Here is an 18,048-nt window from a genome sequence, read left to right as displayed (position 1 = left end):
GTCGACCCTACGGCGGAGTAATGAGGCCGGAATTCCGCCGAACTGGGCGTCCTCCGGAGGGGTATCTGCAACCCGTTGTCACAGAGTCGTTTTCGTCCGGCTCCTCGAGAAGCTCTCGGAGAAGGGAACTTTCACGCGGAAGTTACTGGCGGTTCACCTTCGGGTCGGCGCCCGCGGGCTCGGTCGCGTGCGCCACCGCGCCCCGCACGCCGACGTGCGCCTCGCGGTGCATCCGGTCGACCATGTGCGGATAGTGCAGTTCGAACGCGGGACGCTCGGAGCGGATGCGCGGCAGCTCGGTGAAGTTGTGCCGCGGCGGCGGGCACGTCGTCGCCCACTCGAGGGAGTTGCCGAACCCCCACGGATCGTCCACCGTGACCACCTCGCCGTAGCGGTAGCTCTTGAAGACGTTCCAGACGAACGGCACGGTCGACGCGCCCAGGACGAACGCGAACACCGTGGAGACCGAGTTGAGGACGGTGAAGCCGTCCGAGGGCAGGTAGTCGGCGTAGCGGCGCGGCATCCCCTCGGCGCCGAGCCAGTGCTGGACGAGGAACGTGCCGTGGAAACCGGTGAACGTGGTCCAGAAGTGCCATTTGCCGAGACGCTCGTCGAGCATGCGGCCGGTCATCTTCGGGAACCAGAAGTAGATGCCCGCGTACGTGGCGAAGACGATCGTCCCGAACAGCACGTAGTGGAAGTGGGCGATCACGAAGTAGCTGTCGGTGACGTGGAAGTCCAGCGGGGGACTCGCGAGGATGACACCGGTGAGGCCGCCGAAGATGAACGTGATGAGGAAGCCGAGCGAGAACAGCATGGGGGTCTCGAACGTCAGCTGCCCCTTCCACATGGTGCCGATCCAGTTGAAGATCTTCACCCCGGTGGGCACCGCGATCAGGAACGTCATGAACGAGAAGAACGGCAGCAGCACCGCGCCCGTCGCGTACATGTGGTGCGCCCACACGGCGATCGAGAGGGCGGCGATGGCGATCGTCGCGTAGACGAGCCCGCTGTATCCGAAGAGCGGTTTGCGACTGAAGACCGGAAAGATCTCCGACACGATGCCGAAGAACGGCAGCGCGACGATGTACACCTCCGGATGGCCGAAGAACCAGAACAGGTGCTGCCACAGCAGCACGCCGCCGGTGGCCGGGTCGTACAGATTGCCGCCCAGGTGGCGGTCGACGAACAGCCCCATCAGCGCTGCGGTGAGGATCGGGAACGCCACCAGGATCAGGATGCTGGTGATGAAGATGTTCCACGTGAAGATCGGCATCCGGAACATGATCATGCCCGGGGCTCGCAAGCAGATGACGGTCGTGATCATGTTGACCCCGCCGAGGATGGTGCCGAGACCGGACAGCGCCAGCCCCATGATCCACAGATCGGCACCGACGCCCGGCGCATGCAGCGCGCTCGTGAGCGGCGAGTATGCCGTCCAGCCGAAGTCCGCGGCGCCACCCGGGGTGATGAAACCCGCGATCGCGATGGTGCCGCCGAACAGGAACGCCCAGTAACTGAACGCGTTGAGACGGGGAAACGCGACGTCGGGGGCGCCGATCTGCAGCGGCAGGATGTAGTTGGCGAACCCGAACACGATCGGCGTCGCGTACAGCAGCAGCATGATCGTGCCGTGCATCGTGAACAGCTGGTTGTACTGCTCGTTCGACAGGAACTGCAGACCGGGGACGGCGAGCTCGCCGCGGATCAGCAGGGCCATCAGACCGCCGGCCATGAAGAAGACGAACGAGGTGATCAGGTACAGAATCCCCAGGTCCTTGGGATCCGTCGTCGTGATCATCTTGTAGAAGAAGCTGCCCTTGGGGCGGCGCCGGGCCGGATACGGACGGACCGGAAGATGCTGTTGAAATGCCAGATTCACGACGCCCCCCGAAGGGTCCGAGGCGGTTCGGGTCCGGTGTGGACTCCGTTACCAGGGTAGTCACCCGACGCCCGGAGGGAGCCGCTTTCCGTGGCCGGAAACGACGCTGCCGCAGGTGCGCGTGGTGCGCGCCTGCGGCAGCGAGGGTCGGGAAGCGGTCAGTGCGCCCGGTTGACCGCCGAAACAACGGCGCGGAGCGACGCGGTGGTGATCGACGTCGCGATGCCGACACCCCAGACCACGGTGTTCCGTCCGTCGGGCGCGGTCACGGCGCACTCGACGTACGCGGCCGCCTGGGCGTCGTCACCGGCCGACATGGCGTGCTCGGAGTAGTCGAGCACACGCACGTCGAAGTCGATCGTGGCGAGCGCGTCGACGAACGCGGCGAGCGGGCCGTTGCCCGAACCCGAGATCTCGTGCTCCTTGCCGTCGACCTTCACGGTCGCGGTGATGGAGTCGGTGCCGCCGTCCTCCTCGGACGCCGTGACCTTCTGCTTCATCCGCTCGAGCGGCGTGATCGGAGCCAGGTACTCCTCGTGGAAGACGTCCCACATCTCCTTCGGCGACACCTCGCCGCCCTCGCCGTCGGTGATCCGCTGGACGGCCTGCGAGAACTCGATCTGCAGGCGACGCGGCAGCACCAGCCCGTGATCGGCCTTCATGATGTACGCGACGCCGCCCTTGCCGGACTGCGAGTTGACGCGGATCACGGCCTCGTAGGTGCGGCCCACGTCCTTGGGGTCGATCGGCAGGTAGGGAACCGCCCACAGGATGTCGTCGACGTCCGCGTCCTGCGAGTCGGCATCGAACTTCATGGCGTCGAGGCCCTTGTTGATCGCGTCCTGGTGGCTGCCGGAGAACGCGGTGTACACGAGGTCGCCGCCGTACGGGTGACGCTCGTGGACGGGCAGCTGGTTGCAGTACTCGACGGTGCGGCGGATCTCGTCGATGTTCGAGAAGTCGATCTGCGGGTCGACGCCCCGGGTGAACATGTTGAGTCCGAGCGTGACCAGGCAGACGTTGCCGGTGCGCTCCCCGTTGCCGAACAGGCAGCCCTCGATGCGGTCGGCGCCGGCCTGGTAGCCCAGCTCCGCGGCGGCTACGCCGGTGCCGCGGTCGTTGTGGGGGTGCAGCGACAGGATGACCGAGTCGCGGCGGGCCAGGTTGCGGTGCATCCACTCGATGGAGTCGGCGTACACGTTGGGCGTCGCCATCTCGACGGTGGCGGGCAGGTTCAGAATCACCGGGTTCTCCGGCGTCGGCTGCAGCACCTCGGTGACGGCGTCGCACACCTCCTTGGCGTACTCGAGTTCCGTGCCGGTGTACGACTCGGGGGAGTACTCCCAGCGCCACTGCGTGTCGGGGTACTTCTTCGCCTCGTCGAGGGCCAGGGTCGCCGCGTCGGTCGCGATCTTCTTGATCACCTCGCGCTCGGCCTTGAACACCACCCGCCGCTGCAGGATGGACGTCGAGTTGTAGAAGTGGACGATCACCTTGTTCGCGCCCTCACAGGCCTCGAACGTGCGCTTGATCAGTTCCGGCCGGGACTGCGTGAGCACCTGGATGGTGACGTCGTCCGGAATCGCTCCGTCTTCGATGATCTCGCGGACGAAGTCGAAGTCCGTCTGGCTCGCCGACGGGAAGCCGACCTCGATCTCCTTGTAGCCCATCCGCACCAGCAGTTCGAACATGCGGCGCTTGCGGGCGGGGCTCATCGGGTCGATCAGCGCCTGGTTGCCGTCACGGAGGTCGACCGCGCACCACTGCGGCGCACGGTCGATGATCTTGTCGGGCCACGAGCGGTCCGGCAGCGACACCGGCTCCACTTCTTCGGAGAAGGAGCGGTAACGGAACGTCGGCATCGACGAATTCTTCTGCGTGTTCCACTCCGGCTGATCGGAGGGAGCAGGCTTGGAAGGCGGCGTGATGGTGCGCGTTCCGGAGGTAAAGGCGTCAGCGGGGGACATGGGATTGATCTCCAGGTTCGATGTGGACTTTCCGAGTCCAACGGCTGTGTCGACCGGCGCACGAGAAACCCCGCGACGGGAAGCCAGTCTGGATCAGACCCCGTCGCGGCAACCAAGGAGGAGTGCGCGCTGCATACTCAGCACTGTACTCCGGGCACCATCGTTCGCGTGCCGGGGTTCGAAGTCCGAGTGAGGAGACAGCGGTGGGCCGCAGCGCGACGGTGGTAACACCGCTGGTGGCCGCACTTTTTGCGGCACTGCTCGCGTCGTGCGCCGGGGTGGTCGAGGGGGCGCCGAGCGTCGCCGGGGTCGGCGAGCCGATCTACGGCCTGCCCGTGAGCGACCACAGCCGCGTCGAGTTGGGCGTCGCCGCCGCGGCCCGCGCCATCACGCCGTGCGGACTGCTCGACGAAAATCTCGTCGCCTCGCTCGGTCAGGTCACTGCATTCGGGCCCGTCGGCGATCTGTCCACCTGCCACGCCGAGTTGGTGCCTCCCCGCGGCACGCCCGCCAACCCGGTCTGGGTCGAGGTGACGGTGGGCGAACGCGAACCCGCGGAAGAAACCGGTGCCGGCGAGGCGACGTCGGGAATCGAGGTGCGTCCCGCGGTCGGCGCGCTCCCCGGAACGTGCACCCTCTACTTCTCGCTGCCCCCGGTTCCGGGAGTGCAGGACGACGCCGCCCCGGGGCGATGGGGGCACGTGTCGTATCTCGACGGGGCAGGCGGAACGGGTGACTCCGCCGGCGGCGACGACTGCGCGGAGGCCCGCACGGTCCTCGGATCGGTCGCCGGCAGGCTGCGCACCCCGGTGCCGGTGCGTTCGGATATCCCGCTCGCGCAGCAGGATCCGTGCCGGGTGGTCGAAAAGATGTCCGGGCGGGGCGTCGAGACGTTCTCTCCGGGTAGCCGTCCCTACGAATGTCTCCTGACGCTCCGTGGCGGCGACGCGGCGTCCGTGCAACTGGCGCTGGCGCCCGAACCGTCGCAGGTCGGCGGCCCCGAAGCGGTCGAACTCGGCGGCAAGACGTTCACGTACTTCCGGGACGCACTCGAATGTCACTACTACTTCTATCCGGGTGCGGTGTTCGACACGAACCTGCCGTCGAGTCCGGTGAGCGAACGGGACAAACGCAGCAATCGGCTGACCGCGTCCGTGGCGGCGTCCGCGCCTAGCTGCGACGACGCGGAAACGCTGGTGCTCGCCGCGGCCGAAATGTTCGACTACTGACATGAACACACAGGTCGATGTCGCCCGGGCCTACCTGGACGCGTTGCTCAGCCACGACGGCAACACGGTGCCCATCGAGCCGCGGGCGGTGCGGTACGAGGTGGGGCTGAAGACGGCGTTCTCCGGAAATCACCTGCGCCGAAGCCTGTCCGGCGGCCCCCAGTACCGGGTGATCCGGGCGATCCGCGACTGCGTGTGGACGGTCGACGGCGACGACGTCACCGTCGACTACCTCCTCGACGCCGGACTGTTCGGCCGCACCCTCGTGACGGTCCGGGTGGTCGAGACGTTCCGGATCCCGCAGGACGACCTACGGATCCACCGCATCGACGCGAAGATCCGGCGCCCCTGAGTGGGGCGCCGGATCGTCTGTCGTGCACTGTCTTCCGCACGTGAGTGGCAATGTGTGCCCCGCCACGCTTTGCCACTCACATGGGGTCAGTCGAGCGTTTCGTGCGCCGCGGGAACGGAACCCAGGCGGCCGGCCTGGAAGTCCTCGAACGCCTGCAGCACCTCGGCCTTGGTGTTCATGACGAACGGTCCGGCCATTGCGACGGGCTCGCGGATCGGCTTGCCGCCGAGGAGGAACACCTCGAAGGACTTGGTCCGCGAATCCTGTGTGTCGGCCGCGGCGATCGTGAGGGTGTCACCGCGCCCGTAGACGGCCGTCTGGCCCATGCGGATCGGACGACGTTCCGAACCGACGAGCCCCTCGCCCGCGAGGACGTAGGCGAGCGCGTTGAACTCGGGGTTCCACGGCAGCGTCAGGCCGGCACCCGGTGCGATCGTCGCGTGGACGAGGCTGATCGGCGTGTACGTGGACCCGGGGCCGTGGTGTCCGTCCACGTCACCGGCGATCACCCGAACGAGAGCGCCGCCGTCGGACGAGGACAGCAGGGCCACCTTCTGGCCGGTGATGTCCTGGTAGCGGGGCGCGGCCATCTTGTTGTCGCGCGGCAGGTTCACCCACAACTGGACGCCGTGGAACAGGCCACCGCTCATCACCAGGTGCTCGGGCGGGGTCTCGATGTGCAGGATGCCGCCGCCCGCGGTCATCCACTGGGTGTCGCCGCCACCGATGGTGCCGCCGCCGCCGTTGGAATCCTGGTGCTCCATGATGCCGTCGATCATGTAGGTGACGGTCTCGAAGCCGCGGTGCGGATGCCACGGGGTGCCCTTGGGTTCCCCGGGTGCGTAGTCGACCTCGCCCATCTGGTCCATGTGGATGAACGGGTCGAGCGCTGTCAGGTCGATGCCGGCGAACGCGCGGCGAACCGGGAAGCCTTCGCCCTCGTAGCCGACGGGTGCGGTGGTGAGCGAACGGACCGGGCGGTCGACGGCGCCGGGAGCGGGTGCGTCGATACGCGGCAGAGCAAGGATGTTGTCGACCGTCACGGCAGGCATGGGGTGTCTCCTCGTACTCATGTAATTGATTGTTCAACTACTTCATGGTGTGTAACACCCGCTGCGTCCAGGTATTCCCACGGGGGCGGCTCCGCCGCCCGTGCGCGGTTGGCGAGTGCAGAGACTCGTTAACCACTCACGGGCGCGAAGCGCCTACTACTAGTTGAGGACGTTCTCGTGATCGGGGCAGTACCGCGTGATCGCGCCGATGATGTACGGGTAGACGCCGTCGTTGGTGAGCATCGGCGTCCACTCCTCACGCACCTGATCGAGGGGCTTGCCTGCGTCGAGGGCGGTGCAGATCTCGCCGGCCTGATGGACCGCCAGGTCGTCGTCGGTGACGGTCTGGTTGTTCGCGCGCAGGTAGGCCAGGTAGTCGGCGGCCGTCTGCGGGTCGTCGGCGACCGAGAACACGCGGCTGCCGGGGGCGGTGGCGGCGGTCGTCCTCGCCGCCACGGAAGCCGAGGCGGACGTCGTCTCGGAGGCGGCGGTGTCGCTGTCGCCACCGCAGGCGGTGAGGATTGCCGCGGAGCAGACGGTGAGGGCGGTCAGAGCAAGGGTGCGGCGCATGGGGCGTGTGATTCCTTTCGAGGCCTGTGACGGCGACGATCGTATCGCCTGCGGGGCCGGTGTTCCCGGCGGCGATCACCCGCACTGTTTCGGGTCAGAGACCGCGATCGATGAGGTCGAGGATCTCCTCACTCGTCGCGGCGTGAATCTTGTCGACCGCGGCCGCATGCGCATCGTCGGACGTGCCGACCTCGGCCAACAAGCTTCCGAGGCGCTGCGCGATGGCCGACCGTGCCTCGCTGTCCTCGCCGAGTTCGGCGATGGTCGCGCGCAGCCGGTCGACGTCGGCGAGAGCAACGGACATCGGATCCGGGACGAGTTCCGAGCGCAGGAACTCGGCGACGGCACGCGGACTCGGGTGGTCGAACACCATGGTCGGCGGCAACCGCAGCCCCGTGGCGGCACCGAGATGGTTGCGGAGCGCAACGGCCGCCAGTGAATCGAAGCCGAGTTCCTTGAACGCCTGGTCGGGGTCCACCGAGTCCGATGCGTCGTAGCCGAGCACCGTGGCTGCTCCGCCCCGCACCAGATCGAGCATCAGGTGCCGCTGCTCGGGGATCGACCGGTCGGCGAGGCGCTGCGCCCAATCCGACGGCCCGGACCCGCTCGCTCCGGTCACGACCGCGTCCGACCCCGCGGCGTGCGGGCGCGATTCCCGGATCAGGCCACGCAGCGGGGCGGGAACGTACGGTGCGGCCGAGCCGGAGTGGTCGAACCGTGCGGCCGCGACCGTGGGTGCACCGGCGGCCAGCGCGCTGTCGAACAGGGTCAGGCCGTCGGCCGCGGGCATCGGAATCATTCCGCTGAGGCGGGCTCGGGCGAGGTCGATCGCGCCGAGGTTGTCGGTCATGGCGCTGGGTGTCGCCCACATGCCCCACGCGATCGAGAGCCCGGGCAGCCCGAGGGCGTGGCGGTGATGGGCGAGGGCGTCGAGGAACATGTTCGCGGCCGCGTAGTTCGCCTGCCCGGGGGCCCCGAGGATGCCGGCGAGCGAGGAGAACATGACGAACGCCCGCACATCGCTGTCCGCGGTCAGCCGGTGCAGGTTCCAGGCCGCGTCGACCTTCGGTCGCAGGACCGCGTCGAGCCGCTCGGGGGTGAGCGACGCGAGGGTGCCGTCGTCGATCACGCCGGCCGCGTGGATCACCGCGGTGAGCGGGTGTTCGGGCGGTATCCCGGCCAGCAGCGCGGTGACCCCCGACTCGTCCGCGGTATCGCAGGCAACGATGCTCACCTCGGCACCCAGACCGCGCAGTTCGCTGCGCAGTCGGTCGCTGCCCTCTGCGTCGGGTCCGTGCCGGCTGGTCAGCAGCACGTGCTGTGCCCCGTGCTCGGTCACGAGGTGCCGGGCTACGAGAGATCCCACCGTGCCGGTGCCGCCGGTGACCAGAACGGTGCCGTCGGGATCGAACGGTGTCGGTTCGTCGACGGCGGGCATGCGCCGCAACCGAGGTGCGCGCAAGGTGCCGTTCCGGGCCGCCAATTGCGGTTCCCCGCTCACCAGTGCCGACGTGATCGCGGCCTCGGCGTCCGATGCGTCGTCGAGGTCGATCAGCACGAACCGGTCCGGGTTCTCGTTCTGTGCGGAGCCGACGAGACCCCACACCGCCGCGGCCGCGAGGTCGGGACGAGCGTCGTGGTCCTGCCCGTCGTCGGTCACCATGGCGTTGCGTGTCACGATCACGAGCGGGTTGTCGGCGACAGCCTCGTCGTCGAGCCAGTCCTGGAGCAGTCGCAATACCCGAGCGCACAGGTCGTGGGTCGCGTCCGGACCGTGGTCGCCGTCGGTTGCACACCCGACCAGCACCGTCCACGGACGCAGGTCGTCGTCGTCCGGCCGGGACTCCATCGCGGTTCGCAGCGCCTCCAGGTCGGGATAGCGCGGGAACGTCGAACCGACACCAGGGTCGCCGAACCCCTCGGCGCCGAGGACGACCGCCGGACCGAGGGGCCGTTCGGACGTGGCCACCTCCACCGGGATCCAGGCGGCCCGGTGCAGTCGCAGAGCCGCCGACCGGCCTGCGTCCCGCCCGTCGCCCGTCCTCTGCGTCACCCGCAGCGCGTCGACGGTCAGCACCGGCTCGCCCGCGGGATCGACGGCGGCAACGCGGTACCGTCCGTCCTCGCCGGCAGTGAACCGGGCGGTCATCGCCTCTGCGCCGACGGTGTGCAGACGGATCCCCGACCAGGTCAGCGGCCAGCCGTCCCACCCGAGGAGGGGTTCGATCGCCGCCTGTAGTAGTTCCGGATGGATGCCGAAGCCACTCGTGTCGGTGCCGTCGTCGAGGCGCACCTCGGTCTCGGTGTCGCCCGGGTCCTGCTGCGGCACACCGGCAGCAGGGCCGACGACGTCGTCGATCGTCGCCGATGCGTTCCGAACCCAGCTGTCCGGGCCGTCGGTGTCACCCGACTTCGACGAGATCGTGACGGTGCGAGCGCCGTCGGTGCCGGGCGGCGACACCAGCACGCGAATCGAGGCCAGTCCCGACGGCGGGAGGACGAGCGGGTGCTGCAGGGTGAGTTCGTCGATGTGGTCGAGGCCGACGTGGTGGGCCGCGTGCAGGGCGAGTTCGACGGGCACCGCAGGCAACAGCGTCTTCGCTTCGACGGTCGACGGCTGGTCGCCGTCGTCGATCGTCGGTGGCACGAGCCAAGGATCCCGGTGCAGGGACAGCTGTCCGGTGAACAGGGTCGCGTCGTCGTCGAGGGTCACCGCGGCACCGAGCAGCGGATGATCGGCCGGGGTCAGACCCAGCTCGGTCGGGTCGCCGGTATGTCGGGTGGACGCCGTCGGCCAGTAGGAGCGGCGCTGGAATGCGTAGGTGGGCAGGACCACCCGGCGGCGACCGGGCAGTACCCGATCCCAGTCGATGGTGGCGCCCTGCACGTAGGCGGCGGCGACCGCCTCGATGATCCCGTGTGCTTCGTCTCCGCGTCCGGGCAGCGTGGCGATCGTGTTCGGGACGACCTCGGCGGCGAGCGCCGCCAGGGCCGCACCGGGACCGACTTCGACGAGGCGGGTGACGCCGAGTTCGTCGAGGGCGCAGACGCCGTCGTGGAAACGCACCGCGTGCCGGATGTGCCGGGTCCAGTAGTCCGGGGCCATGAGTTCCTCGGCGGTGGCGACGCGCCCGGTGACGTTGGAGACGACCGGAATCTTCGGCGGCTGCGTCGTCAGCCTCGACACCACGGCGGCGAACTGGTCGAGGATGGGGTCCATCAGGGTCGAATGGAAGGCCCGCTCGACCCGCAGGCTCGTGGCCTTCAGACCGGCGGCGGACAGTTCGGAGGCGACGGCCTGAACGTCGCGTTCGGCGCCGGCGAGGACGACGGATTCGGCGCCGTTGACGGCCGCGAGATCGACGCGCCCGTCGATCCGCGGGAGGATGTCCTCCTCGCGTGCCCGTACGGCGATCATCAGACCCGGTTTGGTCGACTGCATCAACCGCCCACGGTCACCCACCAGAGCGGCGGCATCGGGCAGGCTGAACACCCCCGCGACGTGTGCCGCGGTGATCTCGCCGATCGAATGGCCGATCAGGTAGTCGGGGGTGATGCCCCAGTCCCGCAGCAGCCGATAGAGCGCGACCTCGATGGCGAACAGTGCCGGTTGGGTGTATTCGGTGCTGTCGAGCTTCGCGCCACCGCCGTCGGACTCGTCCCAGATGACTTGCCGTACCGGGGTTTCCACGTGCTCGTCGAGTGCGGAGCAGACCTCGTCCAGTGCCCTCGCGAATACCGGGTACGCCTCGTAGAGGCCGCGGCCCATCCCGATGCGCTGCGCACCCTGGCCGGTGAACATGAAGGCCGTCTTGCCGCGGGCGCTAGTGCCGGTGACGATGTTGCCGCCGGGTCGCCCCGTGACGATGCGGGCGAGGCCGTCGCGCAGGTCGGCCAGCGTTTCTCCGATCACCGCGGCGCGGTGGGTGAATCCGGATCGGGTGGTGGCCAGTGAGTAGGCGAGGTCGGCCGGATCCGGGAGTTCGGACTCGTCCGTGTCGAGAAACTCCGCCAACCGGGTGGCCTGCGCCCGCAGCGCATCCCCGGTCTTTCCGGAGATCACCCAGACCAGCGGCGACGCCGACGGAGAGACCTCCGGCACCGCGTCCTCGGGCGGCTGTTCGAGGATCATGTGCGAGTTGGTGCCGCTGATACCGAACGACGAGACGGCCGCCCGCCGGGGTCGTCCGGTCTCCGGCCACGCAACCGATTCGGCGAGCAGCGAGACCTCGCCCGCGGTCCAGTCGACGTGCCGGGTGGGGACGTCGCCGTGCAGGCTCGGGGGCAGCACCCCGTGCCGCATCGCCATCACCATCTTGATCACCCCGGCGACGCCCGCCGCTGCCTGGGAGTGCCCGATGTTCGACTTGACGGAACCGAGCCAGAGCGGCCGGCCCTCCCGGCCCTGCCCGTACGCAGCCAGCAAGGCCTGCGCCTCGATCGGGTCGCCGAGCGTCGTGCCGGTGCCGTGTGCCTCCACGGCGTCGATGTCGGCCGGGCCGAGCGCGGCGTCGGCCAGCGCTTGGCGGATGACCCGTTCCTGGGACGGCCCGTTCGGGGCCGTCAATCCGTTGGACGCCCCGTCCTGATTGACCGCCGATCCGCGGATGATCGCCAGCACCCGGTGGCCGTTGCGCCGGGCGTCGCTGAGCCGCTCCAGCACCACCATTCCCGCGCCCTCGCTGAGCCCGGTGCCGTCGGCCCGGTCGGAGAACGGTTTACAGCGGCCGTCCGAGGCGAGCCCGCGCTGGCGGCTGAACTCGATCAGCACACCGGGTGTGGCCATCACCGTCGCCCCGCCGGCCAGCGCCAGCGCGCATTCCCCGTCGCGGAGCGCCCGCGCCGCAAGATGCATGGCCACCAGCGACGACGAGCAGGCTGTGTCCACGGTGACCGCGGGACCGGTGAAGCCGAGGGAGTAGGAGATCCTGCCGGATGCCACGCTGTTGCTCGTCCCGGTCATCAGATAGCCCTCGGCGTCGACGTTGCGCTGAGTCATCAGGTGGAAGCCGTAGTCGCCGCCCATCAGCCCGACGTACACGCCGGTGTCGGTGAGGCCGGGCGCGGTCGGCCGGATTCCGGCCTGCTCCAAGGCTTCCCAGGCGCTCTCGAGAAGTAGCCGGTGCTGCGGGTCCATCGCGATCGCCTCGCGCGGGCTGATCCCGAAGAACGCGGCGTCGAATTCGTCTGCGTCGTAGAGGAACCCGCCCTCCTTCATGTACGTGGTGCCGGCCCGGTTCGGGTCGGGGTCGTACACCTCGTCGAGATTCCAGCCCCGGTTGTGGGGGTACGCGCCCACGGCGTTGCGGCCGTCGCGGACGAGTCGCCACAGGTCCTCCGGGCTGTACACCTTGCCCGGGTATCGGCAGGCCATTCCCACGATCACGATCGGGTCGTCGTCCCTGCGGGCACGTGTCGGCCCGGCCGGCTGGGGAGCCGCATCGTCGCCGAGCAGGCGCGCCACCAGCTCCTGGGTCAGCGCGTCCGCAGTGGGATGGTCGAACACCACAGTCGCGGCCAGTCGCACACCGGTGGCGGTCGCCAGCTGATTGCGCAGCTGCACAGCGGTCAGCGAGTCGAAACCGAGTTGTTTGAAAGCACGTTCCGGGTCGATCGCCTCCTTGCCTTCGTGACCCAGCACGGCCGCCACGTGGGTGGTGACGATGTCGAGCACACGGCTGTGCCGCTCACCGGGGTCCAGCGCCCTCAACTCCTCGGCCAGTCCGGTCGGGGAATCGGCGGCAGCGGCGCGGCGACGGCGGACGCCGAGCACCCGGCGCAGGATCGGCGGCAGCGACTCACCGTCGGATCGGGAGGCCCTCGTCGAGAGCCGTATCGGCACGATCAACGGACGGTTCACGGCAAGGGCAGCGTCGAACAGGGCCAGACCCGACTCCGGGCTGATGGTGTCGATGCCACTGCGCTGTAACCGGTCGAGGTCGGCCGCATTCAGATGGGACGTCATGCCGCTGGGCCGGTCCCACAGTCCCCAGGCCATGGACGTCGCGGGCAGCCCGCGGGAGCGGCGGTGCTGCGCGAGTGCGTCGAGGAAGACATTCGCCGCCGCATAGTTCGCCTGGCCTGCGCCGCCGAGCACACCCGCCGCCGAGGAGAACAGCACGAACGCCGACAAGTCGCGGTCCCGGGTGAGTTCGTGCAGATGCCAGGCACCGTCCACCTTGGGACGAAGGACGGCGTGTAACTGCTCTTCGGTCAGGGTGGCGGCGGTGGCGTCCTCGAGCACCCCGGCGGCGTGGATCACGCCGGACAGGTCGGGAATGCCGGCAAGGAGAGCGGCCACCGCGGCGCGGTCGGCCACGTCGCAGGCGACAGCGTTGACCTCCGCCCCCGACTCGGCGAACTCGGCACGCAGTTCGGCCGCACCCTCGGGATCGAGCGCGTGCCGTCCGGTCAGCAGCAGCCGGCGCACCCCGTGCCGCGCGACGAGGTGGCGGGCGATCAGTCTGCCGATGGTTCCCGTGCCGCCGGTGATCAGGACCGTGCCGTCCGGGCCGAAGATCGCGGGTACCGGTTCGGGTGCAGCCGCAACGGGTGTCACCGCGGCGAGCATGGGAGCCAGCAGTACGCCGTCCCGAATGGCCAGCTGAGGCTCGTTGCAGGCCAGGGCCATGGAGATCAACGAAGGGTCACCGGCGTGTGCGTCCAGGTCCACCAGGGTGATGCGGTCCGGGTGCTCGTTCTGCACCGCGCCGATCAGTCCCCATGCGGGGGCGGCAGACACGTCGTCGACGGGATCGTCGTCGCGGACCGCCACCGCGAGCCTCGTCGTGACCAGCAGGCGGGTCTCGGCCAGGCGATCCTCGCGGAGCCAGGACTGGACCGCCCGCAACGTCGCCTCCGCGGCGGCGTGCGCCCGAGCCGGCGTGTCCGGTTCGTCGCCCGGTTCGCGGTCGAGCCACAGCACGCGACCTTCCGGATCGCCGCCGGCAAGCGCCTCCTCGAGCGGCATCAGGTCTGCCGGTGCGGTGCTGGATGCACCCACCGGCATCCACTCCACGCGGTAGAGGCTGTCTCGAACCCCGGCGGCAGGTACGCCCGCGTCCCCGAGCGGCCGCAGCGCCAGCGATTCGGCGGTCAGCACCGGTCTGCCCGCCGCGTCGTACGCGGAGATCCGGTAGCGCTCGGGTCCGGTCGGGGTGACGTGCACGCGCAAGGCGGTGGCGCCCACGGCGTGCAGTTGCACCTTGTCCCAGGCGAACGGCAGCCGGACACCGGTGTCCGCGGCCCCGAGCGCAATCACGTGCAGCGCCGCGTCGAGCACCGCCGGATGGATCCCGTATCCCGCGACCGCAGCAGCGGGGTCCTCTCCGCTCAGCCGCACCTCGCCGTACAGGTCGTCGCCTCGCCGCCACGCCGCGCGGAGGCCACGGAAGGCCGGGCCGTACTCGTAGCCGGCCTCGTCGAGCACGTCGTACAGACCTCGAACGTCGATCGGCGTGGCATCGGCGGGCGGCCATTGCCGTTCGGGGGAGTCGGCGGTGTCCACGGCCGCCGTGAGCGTGCCGGTGGCGTGCCGGGTCCACGGGGTGTCCTGCGCGGCATCGGCAGGCCGGGAGTGCACCGACACCGTCGATCGGCCCGCTTCAGGGTCGGCGAGCACGCTCACCTGCAATGTCACCTCACCCTCGGCGGGAATCACCAGGGGTGCCTCGATGGCGAGTTCCTCGAGCCGGCCGCACCCCACGCGGTTCCCCGCGTGCAGGGCGAGCTCCACGAAAGCCGTGCCCGGCAGAATGACGGTGCCGCTGACGCCGTGGTCACTCAGCCATGGAAGACGTTGTGGCGACAGCAGACCCGTGAACACCGCGCCCCGGCCGTCACCGAGCTCGACCGACGCGGCGAGCATCGGGTGTCCACCCGTTTCCATGCCCGTCGACGCGAAATCACCCTGTGGAACCGGACTTTCCAGCCAATAGCGGCGGTGCTGGAAGGCGTACGTGGGGAGGTCCACCCACTGCTGCCGATCGTCGTGTCGAGCCCAGCTCACCCGATCCCACTCGACGTGCAGCCCGTACACCTGTGCCTCGGCGAGTGCGGCGGTGAACTGGCGTAGGCCCGCGCGGTCGCGCCGGACGGTGCCGATGGCGCGGCCGGCGACGCCCGCCGCGTCGAGGGTTTCCTGCAACGGCACGGTGAGGACGGGGTGGCTGCACGACTCGACGAACAGTCGATACCCGTCCGCGGCAAGCGATCTCGTCGCTTGCTCGAACCGGACCGTCCGTCGCAGATTGCGGTACCAGTAGTCCGCGTCCAGTGCGGTGCCGTCCAGCACACCACCGGTCACCGACGAGTAGAACGGAATTCGCGACCGGCGGGGAGTGATGGAGGCGAGGACGTCGAGAATGGGTTCACGCAGGACGGAGACGTCCGCGCAATGCGACGCGTATTCCACCGCGATCCGCCTGGCCTGGACACGCTCGCCCTGCAACTGCCCGACCAGGAGGTCGAGGGCGTCGACGGGTCCGGAGATCACCGTCGCGGACGGCCCGTTGATCGCCGCGACCTCGACGGCGCCGGCCCAGGGCTGAATCTTCTCCCGGACGATGTCCGCCGGCAGAGCCACCGAGGCCATTCCGCCGCCCCGCCGGGCCGACGCGCCGATCACCCTGCTGCGCGCGGCCACGACGAGTGCCGCGTCCGAAAGGGTCAGCGCACCCGCGACATACGCGGCCGCGATCTCGCCCTGTGAATGTCCGACGACGGCCGCCGGTTCGACGCCGTGGGAGCGCCACAGTTCCGCGAGACCGACCATCATCGCGAACAGCGCCGGTTGCACCACGTCGACCCGGTCCAGCGCCGCGGGGTCGCGGTCGCGCAGCACGTCCAGCAGCGAGAAGTTCGTGTACGGGGCCAGCGCGTCGGCGCACTCCCGCACGGTGTCGGCGAACACCGGCGACGTGTCCAGTAGCTCGGTGGCCATGCCCACCCACTGCGAGCCCTGGCCGGGGAAGACGAACACCGGCCGGTCGCCGGCTTCCAACGCCACACCGGTGACGACGTCGGCGCTGGGCGCACCTCGGCCGAGTGCGTCGAGGCCGCTCAGCAGAGTCTGGGGCCGTGCGCCGATCACGGCGGCGCGGTGATCGAACGCGGCACGGGAACCCAGCAGTGCGCCTGCCACCGCGGCGGGCGTCAGCTCTGGGTGCTCGGTGACGTAGTCGCGTAGCCGCTCGGCCTGGGCGCGCAGTGCGAGCTCGGTGTGGCCCGAAAGGAACCAGGCCACGACTTCGTCCGGGGGAGAGGCTGATTCGGAAGTAGCCGGCTCGACCGGTGGGGACTCCTCCAGGACGACGTGTGCGTTGGTGCCGCTGATGCCGAACGACGAGACCGCCGCTCGCCGGGGCCGATCGGACCCCGGCCACTCCCGGTTCTCGGTGAGCAACGACACCGACCCGGCGGACCAGTCGACGTGCGGGGTCGGCCGGTCGACGTGCAGTGTCTTCGGCAGGACACCGTGCCGCATCGCCATGATCATCTTGATCACCCCGGCGACGCCGGCTGCCGCCTGGGTGTGCCCGAGGTTCGACTTCACCGAGCCGAGCCACAGCGGCCGGTCGGCGGGGCGGTCGCGGCCGTAGCCGGCCAGCAGGGCGGACGCCTCGATCGGATCGCCCAGTTTCGTGCCGGTCCCGTGCGCCTCGACCACGTCGACATCGCCCGGGCCGAGTCCCGCATTGGCCAGCGCCTGCGCGATCACCCGCTCCTGAGCCTGCCTGTTCGGGGCGGTCAGGCCGTTGCTGGCGCCGTCCTGATTCACCGCGCTGCCGCGGATGACGGCCAGTATCCGGCGACCCTTGCGCTCTGCGTCGGACAGCCGTTCCAACGCGACCATCCCCGCACCTTCACCCCACGCCGTGCCGTCCGCGGCGGCGGAGAATGCCTTGCACCGGCCGTCCCGGGCCAGTCCGCGCTGGCGGCTGAACTCCACGAACACCGCCGGGGTCGCCATGACGGTCGCCCCGCCCGCCAGCGCCAGTTCGCACTCGCCGCTGCGCAGCGCCTGCATGGCGAGGTGGATGGACACCAGCGACGACGAGCACGCGGTGTCCACCGTGATCGCGGGTCCGTTCAGGCCGAAGCTGTAGGCGACGCGGCCGGACGCGACGCTCATGGCGTTGCCGGTGATGAAGTACCCCTCGAGGTCTTCGGGCGGCATGCCGCCCGCCCGCGCCGCGTAGTCGATGCCGGACAGCCCCGTGAAGACGCCGACCTGGCGGCCGTGGACCGACCGCGGATCGATGCCGGCGTGTTCGAACGTCTCCCAGCTCGTCTCGAGGAGAAGTCGCTGCTGTGGGTCCATCGCCAGCGCCTCGCGCGGCGAGATGCCGAAGACCTCGGGGTCGAACCCCGCCGGGTCGTCGAGGAAGCTGCCCTGCACCGTGTATGTCTTGCCGGCCTGCTCGGCCGTCGGATCGTAGAGGTCCGCCAGGCCCCAGCCCCGGTCCTCGGGGAAACCGGCGACGGTGTCGGTGCCGGACTCCACCAGCCGCCACAAGTCCTGCGGCGATCGCACCCCGCCGGGGAACCGGCAACCCATGCCGATGACGGCGATCGGTTCGCGGCTGACACCCTCGACCTCACGCAGCTTTTCCCGCGCTTGGTAGAGCTCCGCGGTGACTCGCTTCAGATAGTCGAGGAGCTTCGCCTGATCGGCCATATCGCGGTCCTATCCGAGATCCGCCATTGGTAGCGCGGAAACCTCGATTGTATCCGCCACCACCATGCGGAGGCAGCGGTCCGAGCATCACCTTCGATCGATCTGCCTGGTCAATTCGGGCAGGTCACATGGGATACCCGCCCCTGCTCCGGTCCACACCACTTCCGGTTATTCGGATGTCCGGCGACCGCTGATGGAGGTAGTGTGGCGACTCCGAGCAGGATCCGTATCGAGGAGGTGAGATCTGTGTCCGTTCGTTCAGGTCGGGTGCTCTCACTCCGCGACCGCGCGGTCGTACCGACATAAGGTGACCGGGAG

Annotated in this window: 7 protein-coding genes; 2 read left to right on the top strand and 5 right to left on the bottom strand. The window is 69.4% G+C overall.

Annotated features, from left to right (window positions below; genetic code table 11):
* Positions 1–142: 142 nt before the first annotated feature.
* Both ctaD and leuA read right to left on the bottom strand, forming a co-directional pair.
* Positions 143–1,882: an aa3-type cytochrome oxidase subunit I gene (gene ctaD / locus AZG88_RS29815; protein ID WP_005248628.1), complete on the bottom strand. Its 1,740-nt coding sequence runs from the start codon at positions 1,880–1,882 to the stop codon at positions 143–145.
* 158 nt (positions 1,883–2,040) lie between these two features.
* Positions 2,041–3,849, bottom strand: coding sequence for a 2-isopropylmalate synthase (leuA, locus tag AZG88_RS29810; protein ID WP_005248627.1), 1,809 nt, complete (start codon positions 3,847–3,849; stop codon positions 2,041–2,043).
* 203 nt (positions 3,850–4,052) lie between these two features.
* On the opposite strand from leuA, the gene AZG88_RS29805 reads away from it, so the two are divergent.
* Together AZG88_RS29805 and AZG88_RS29800 are read left to right on the top strand one after the other, a co-directional pair.
* On the top strand, positions 4,053–5,078 hold the full coding sequence (locus AZG88_RS29805) for a hypothetical protein (protein WP_061699945.1): 1,026 nt from the start codon (positions 4,053–4,055) through the stop codon (positions 5,076–5,078).
* Between the two features lies 1 nt (position 5,079).
* On the top strand, positions 5,080–5,430 hold the full coding sequence (locus AZG88_RS29800) for a hypothetical protein (RefSeq protein WP_061040833.1): 351 nt from the start codon (positions 5,080–5,082) through the stop codon (positions 5,428–5,430).
* Positions 5,431–5,516: 86 nt separating this feature from the next.
* Here the strand turns inward: AZG88_RS29800 and AZG88_RS29795 are convergent, their stop codons facing one another.
* The 3 genes from AZG88_RS29795 to AZG88_RS29785 all read right to left on the bottom strand — a co-directional run bounded on the left by AZG88_RS29795 (position 5,517) and on the right by AZG88_RS29785 (position 17,730).
* A complete protein-coding gene (locus AZG88_RS29795) occupies positions 5,517–6,482 on the bottom strand; it encodes a pirin family protein (RefSeq protein WP_005248624.1) in 966 nt (321 codons plus the stop codon).
* A 159-nt stretch (positions 6,483–6,641) separates the two neighbouring features.
* Positions 6,642–7,052: a DUF732 domain-containing protein gene (locus AZG88_RS29790; protein ID WP_005248623.1), complete on the bottom strand. Its 411-nt coding sequence runs from the start codon at positions 7,050–7,052 to the stop codon at positions 6,642–6,644.
* 94 nt (positions 7,053–7,146) lie between these two features.
* Positions 7,147–17,730, bottom strand: coding sequence for a type I polyketide synthase (locus tag AZG88_RS29785; protein WP_061699944.1), 10,584 nt, complete (start codon positions 17,728–17,730; stop codon positions 7,147–7,149).
* Positions 17,731–18,048 lie beyond the last annotated feature (318 nt).

It is taken from the genome of Rhodococcus sp. LB1, assembly GCF_001583455.1.
In the GTDB taxonomy this organism is placed as follows: Bacteria; Actinomycetota; Actinomycetes; order Mycobacteriales; family Mycobacteriaceae; genus Rhodococcus_F; species Rhodococcus_F opacus.
This window is presented reverse-complemented; position numbering and strand designations above follow the sequence as displayed.

Coding starts and splice junctions, on each gene's coding strand:
- leuA (WP_005248627.1), bottom strand. CDS start 3,849: ATGTCCCCCGCTGACGCCTTTACCTCCGGAACGCGCACCATCACGCCG.
- AZG88_RS29800 (WP_061040833.1), top strand. CDS start 5,080: ATGAACACACAGGTCGATGTCGCCCGGGCCTACCTGGACGCGTTGCTC.
- AZG88_RS29795 (WP_005248624.1), bottom strand. CDS start 6,482: ATGCCTGCCGTGACGGTCGACAACATCCTTGCTCTGCCGCGTATCGAC.
- AZG88_RS29790 (WP_005248623.1), bottom strand. CDS start 7,052: ATGCGCCGCACCCTTGCTCTGACCGCCCTCACCGTCTGCTCCGCGGCA.
- AZG88_RS29785 (WP_061699944.1), bottom strand. CDS start 17,730: ATGGCCGATCAGGCGAAGCTCCTCGACTATCTGAAGCGAGTCACCGCG.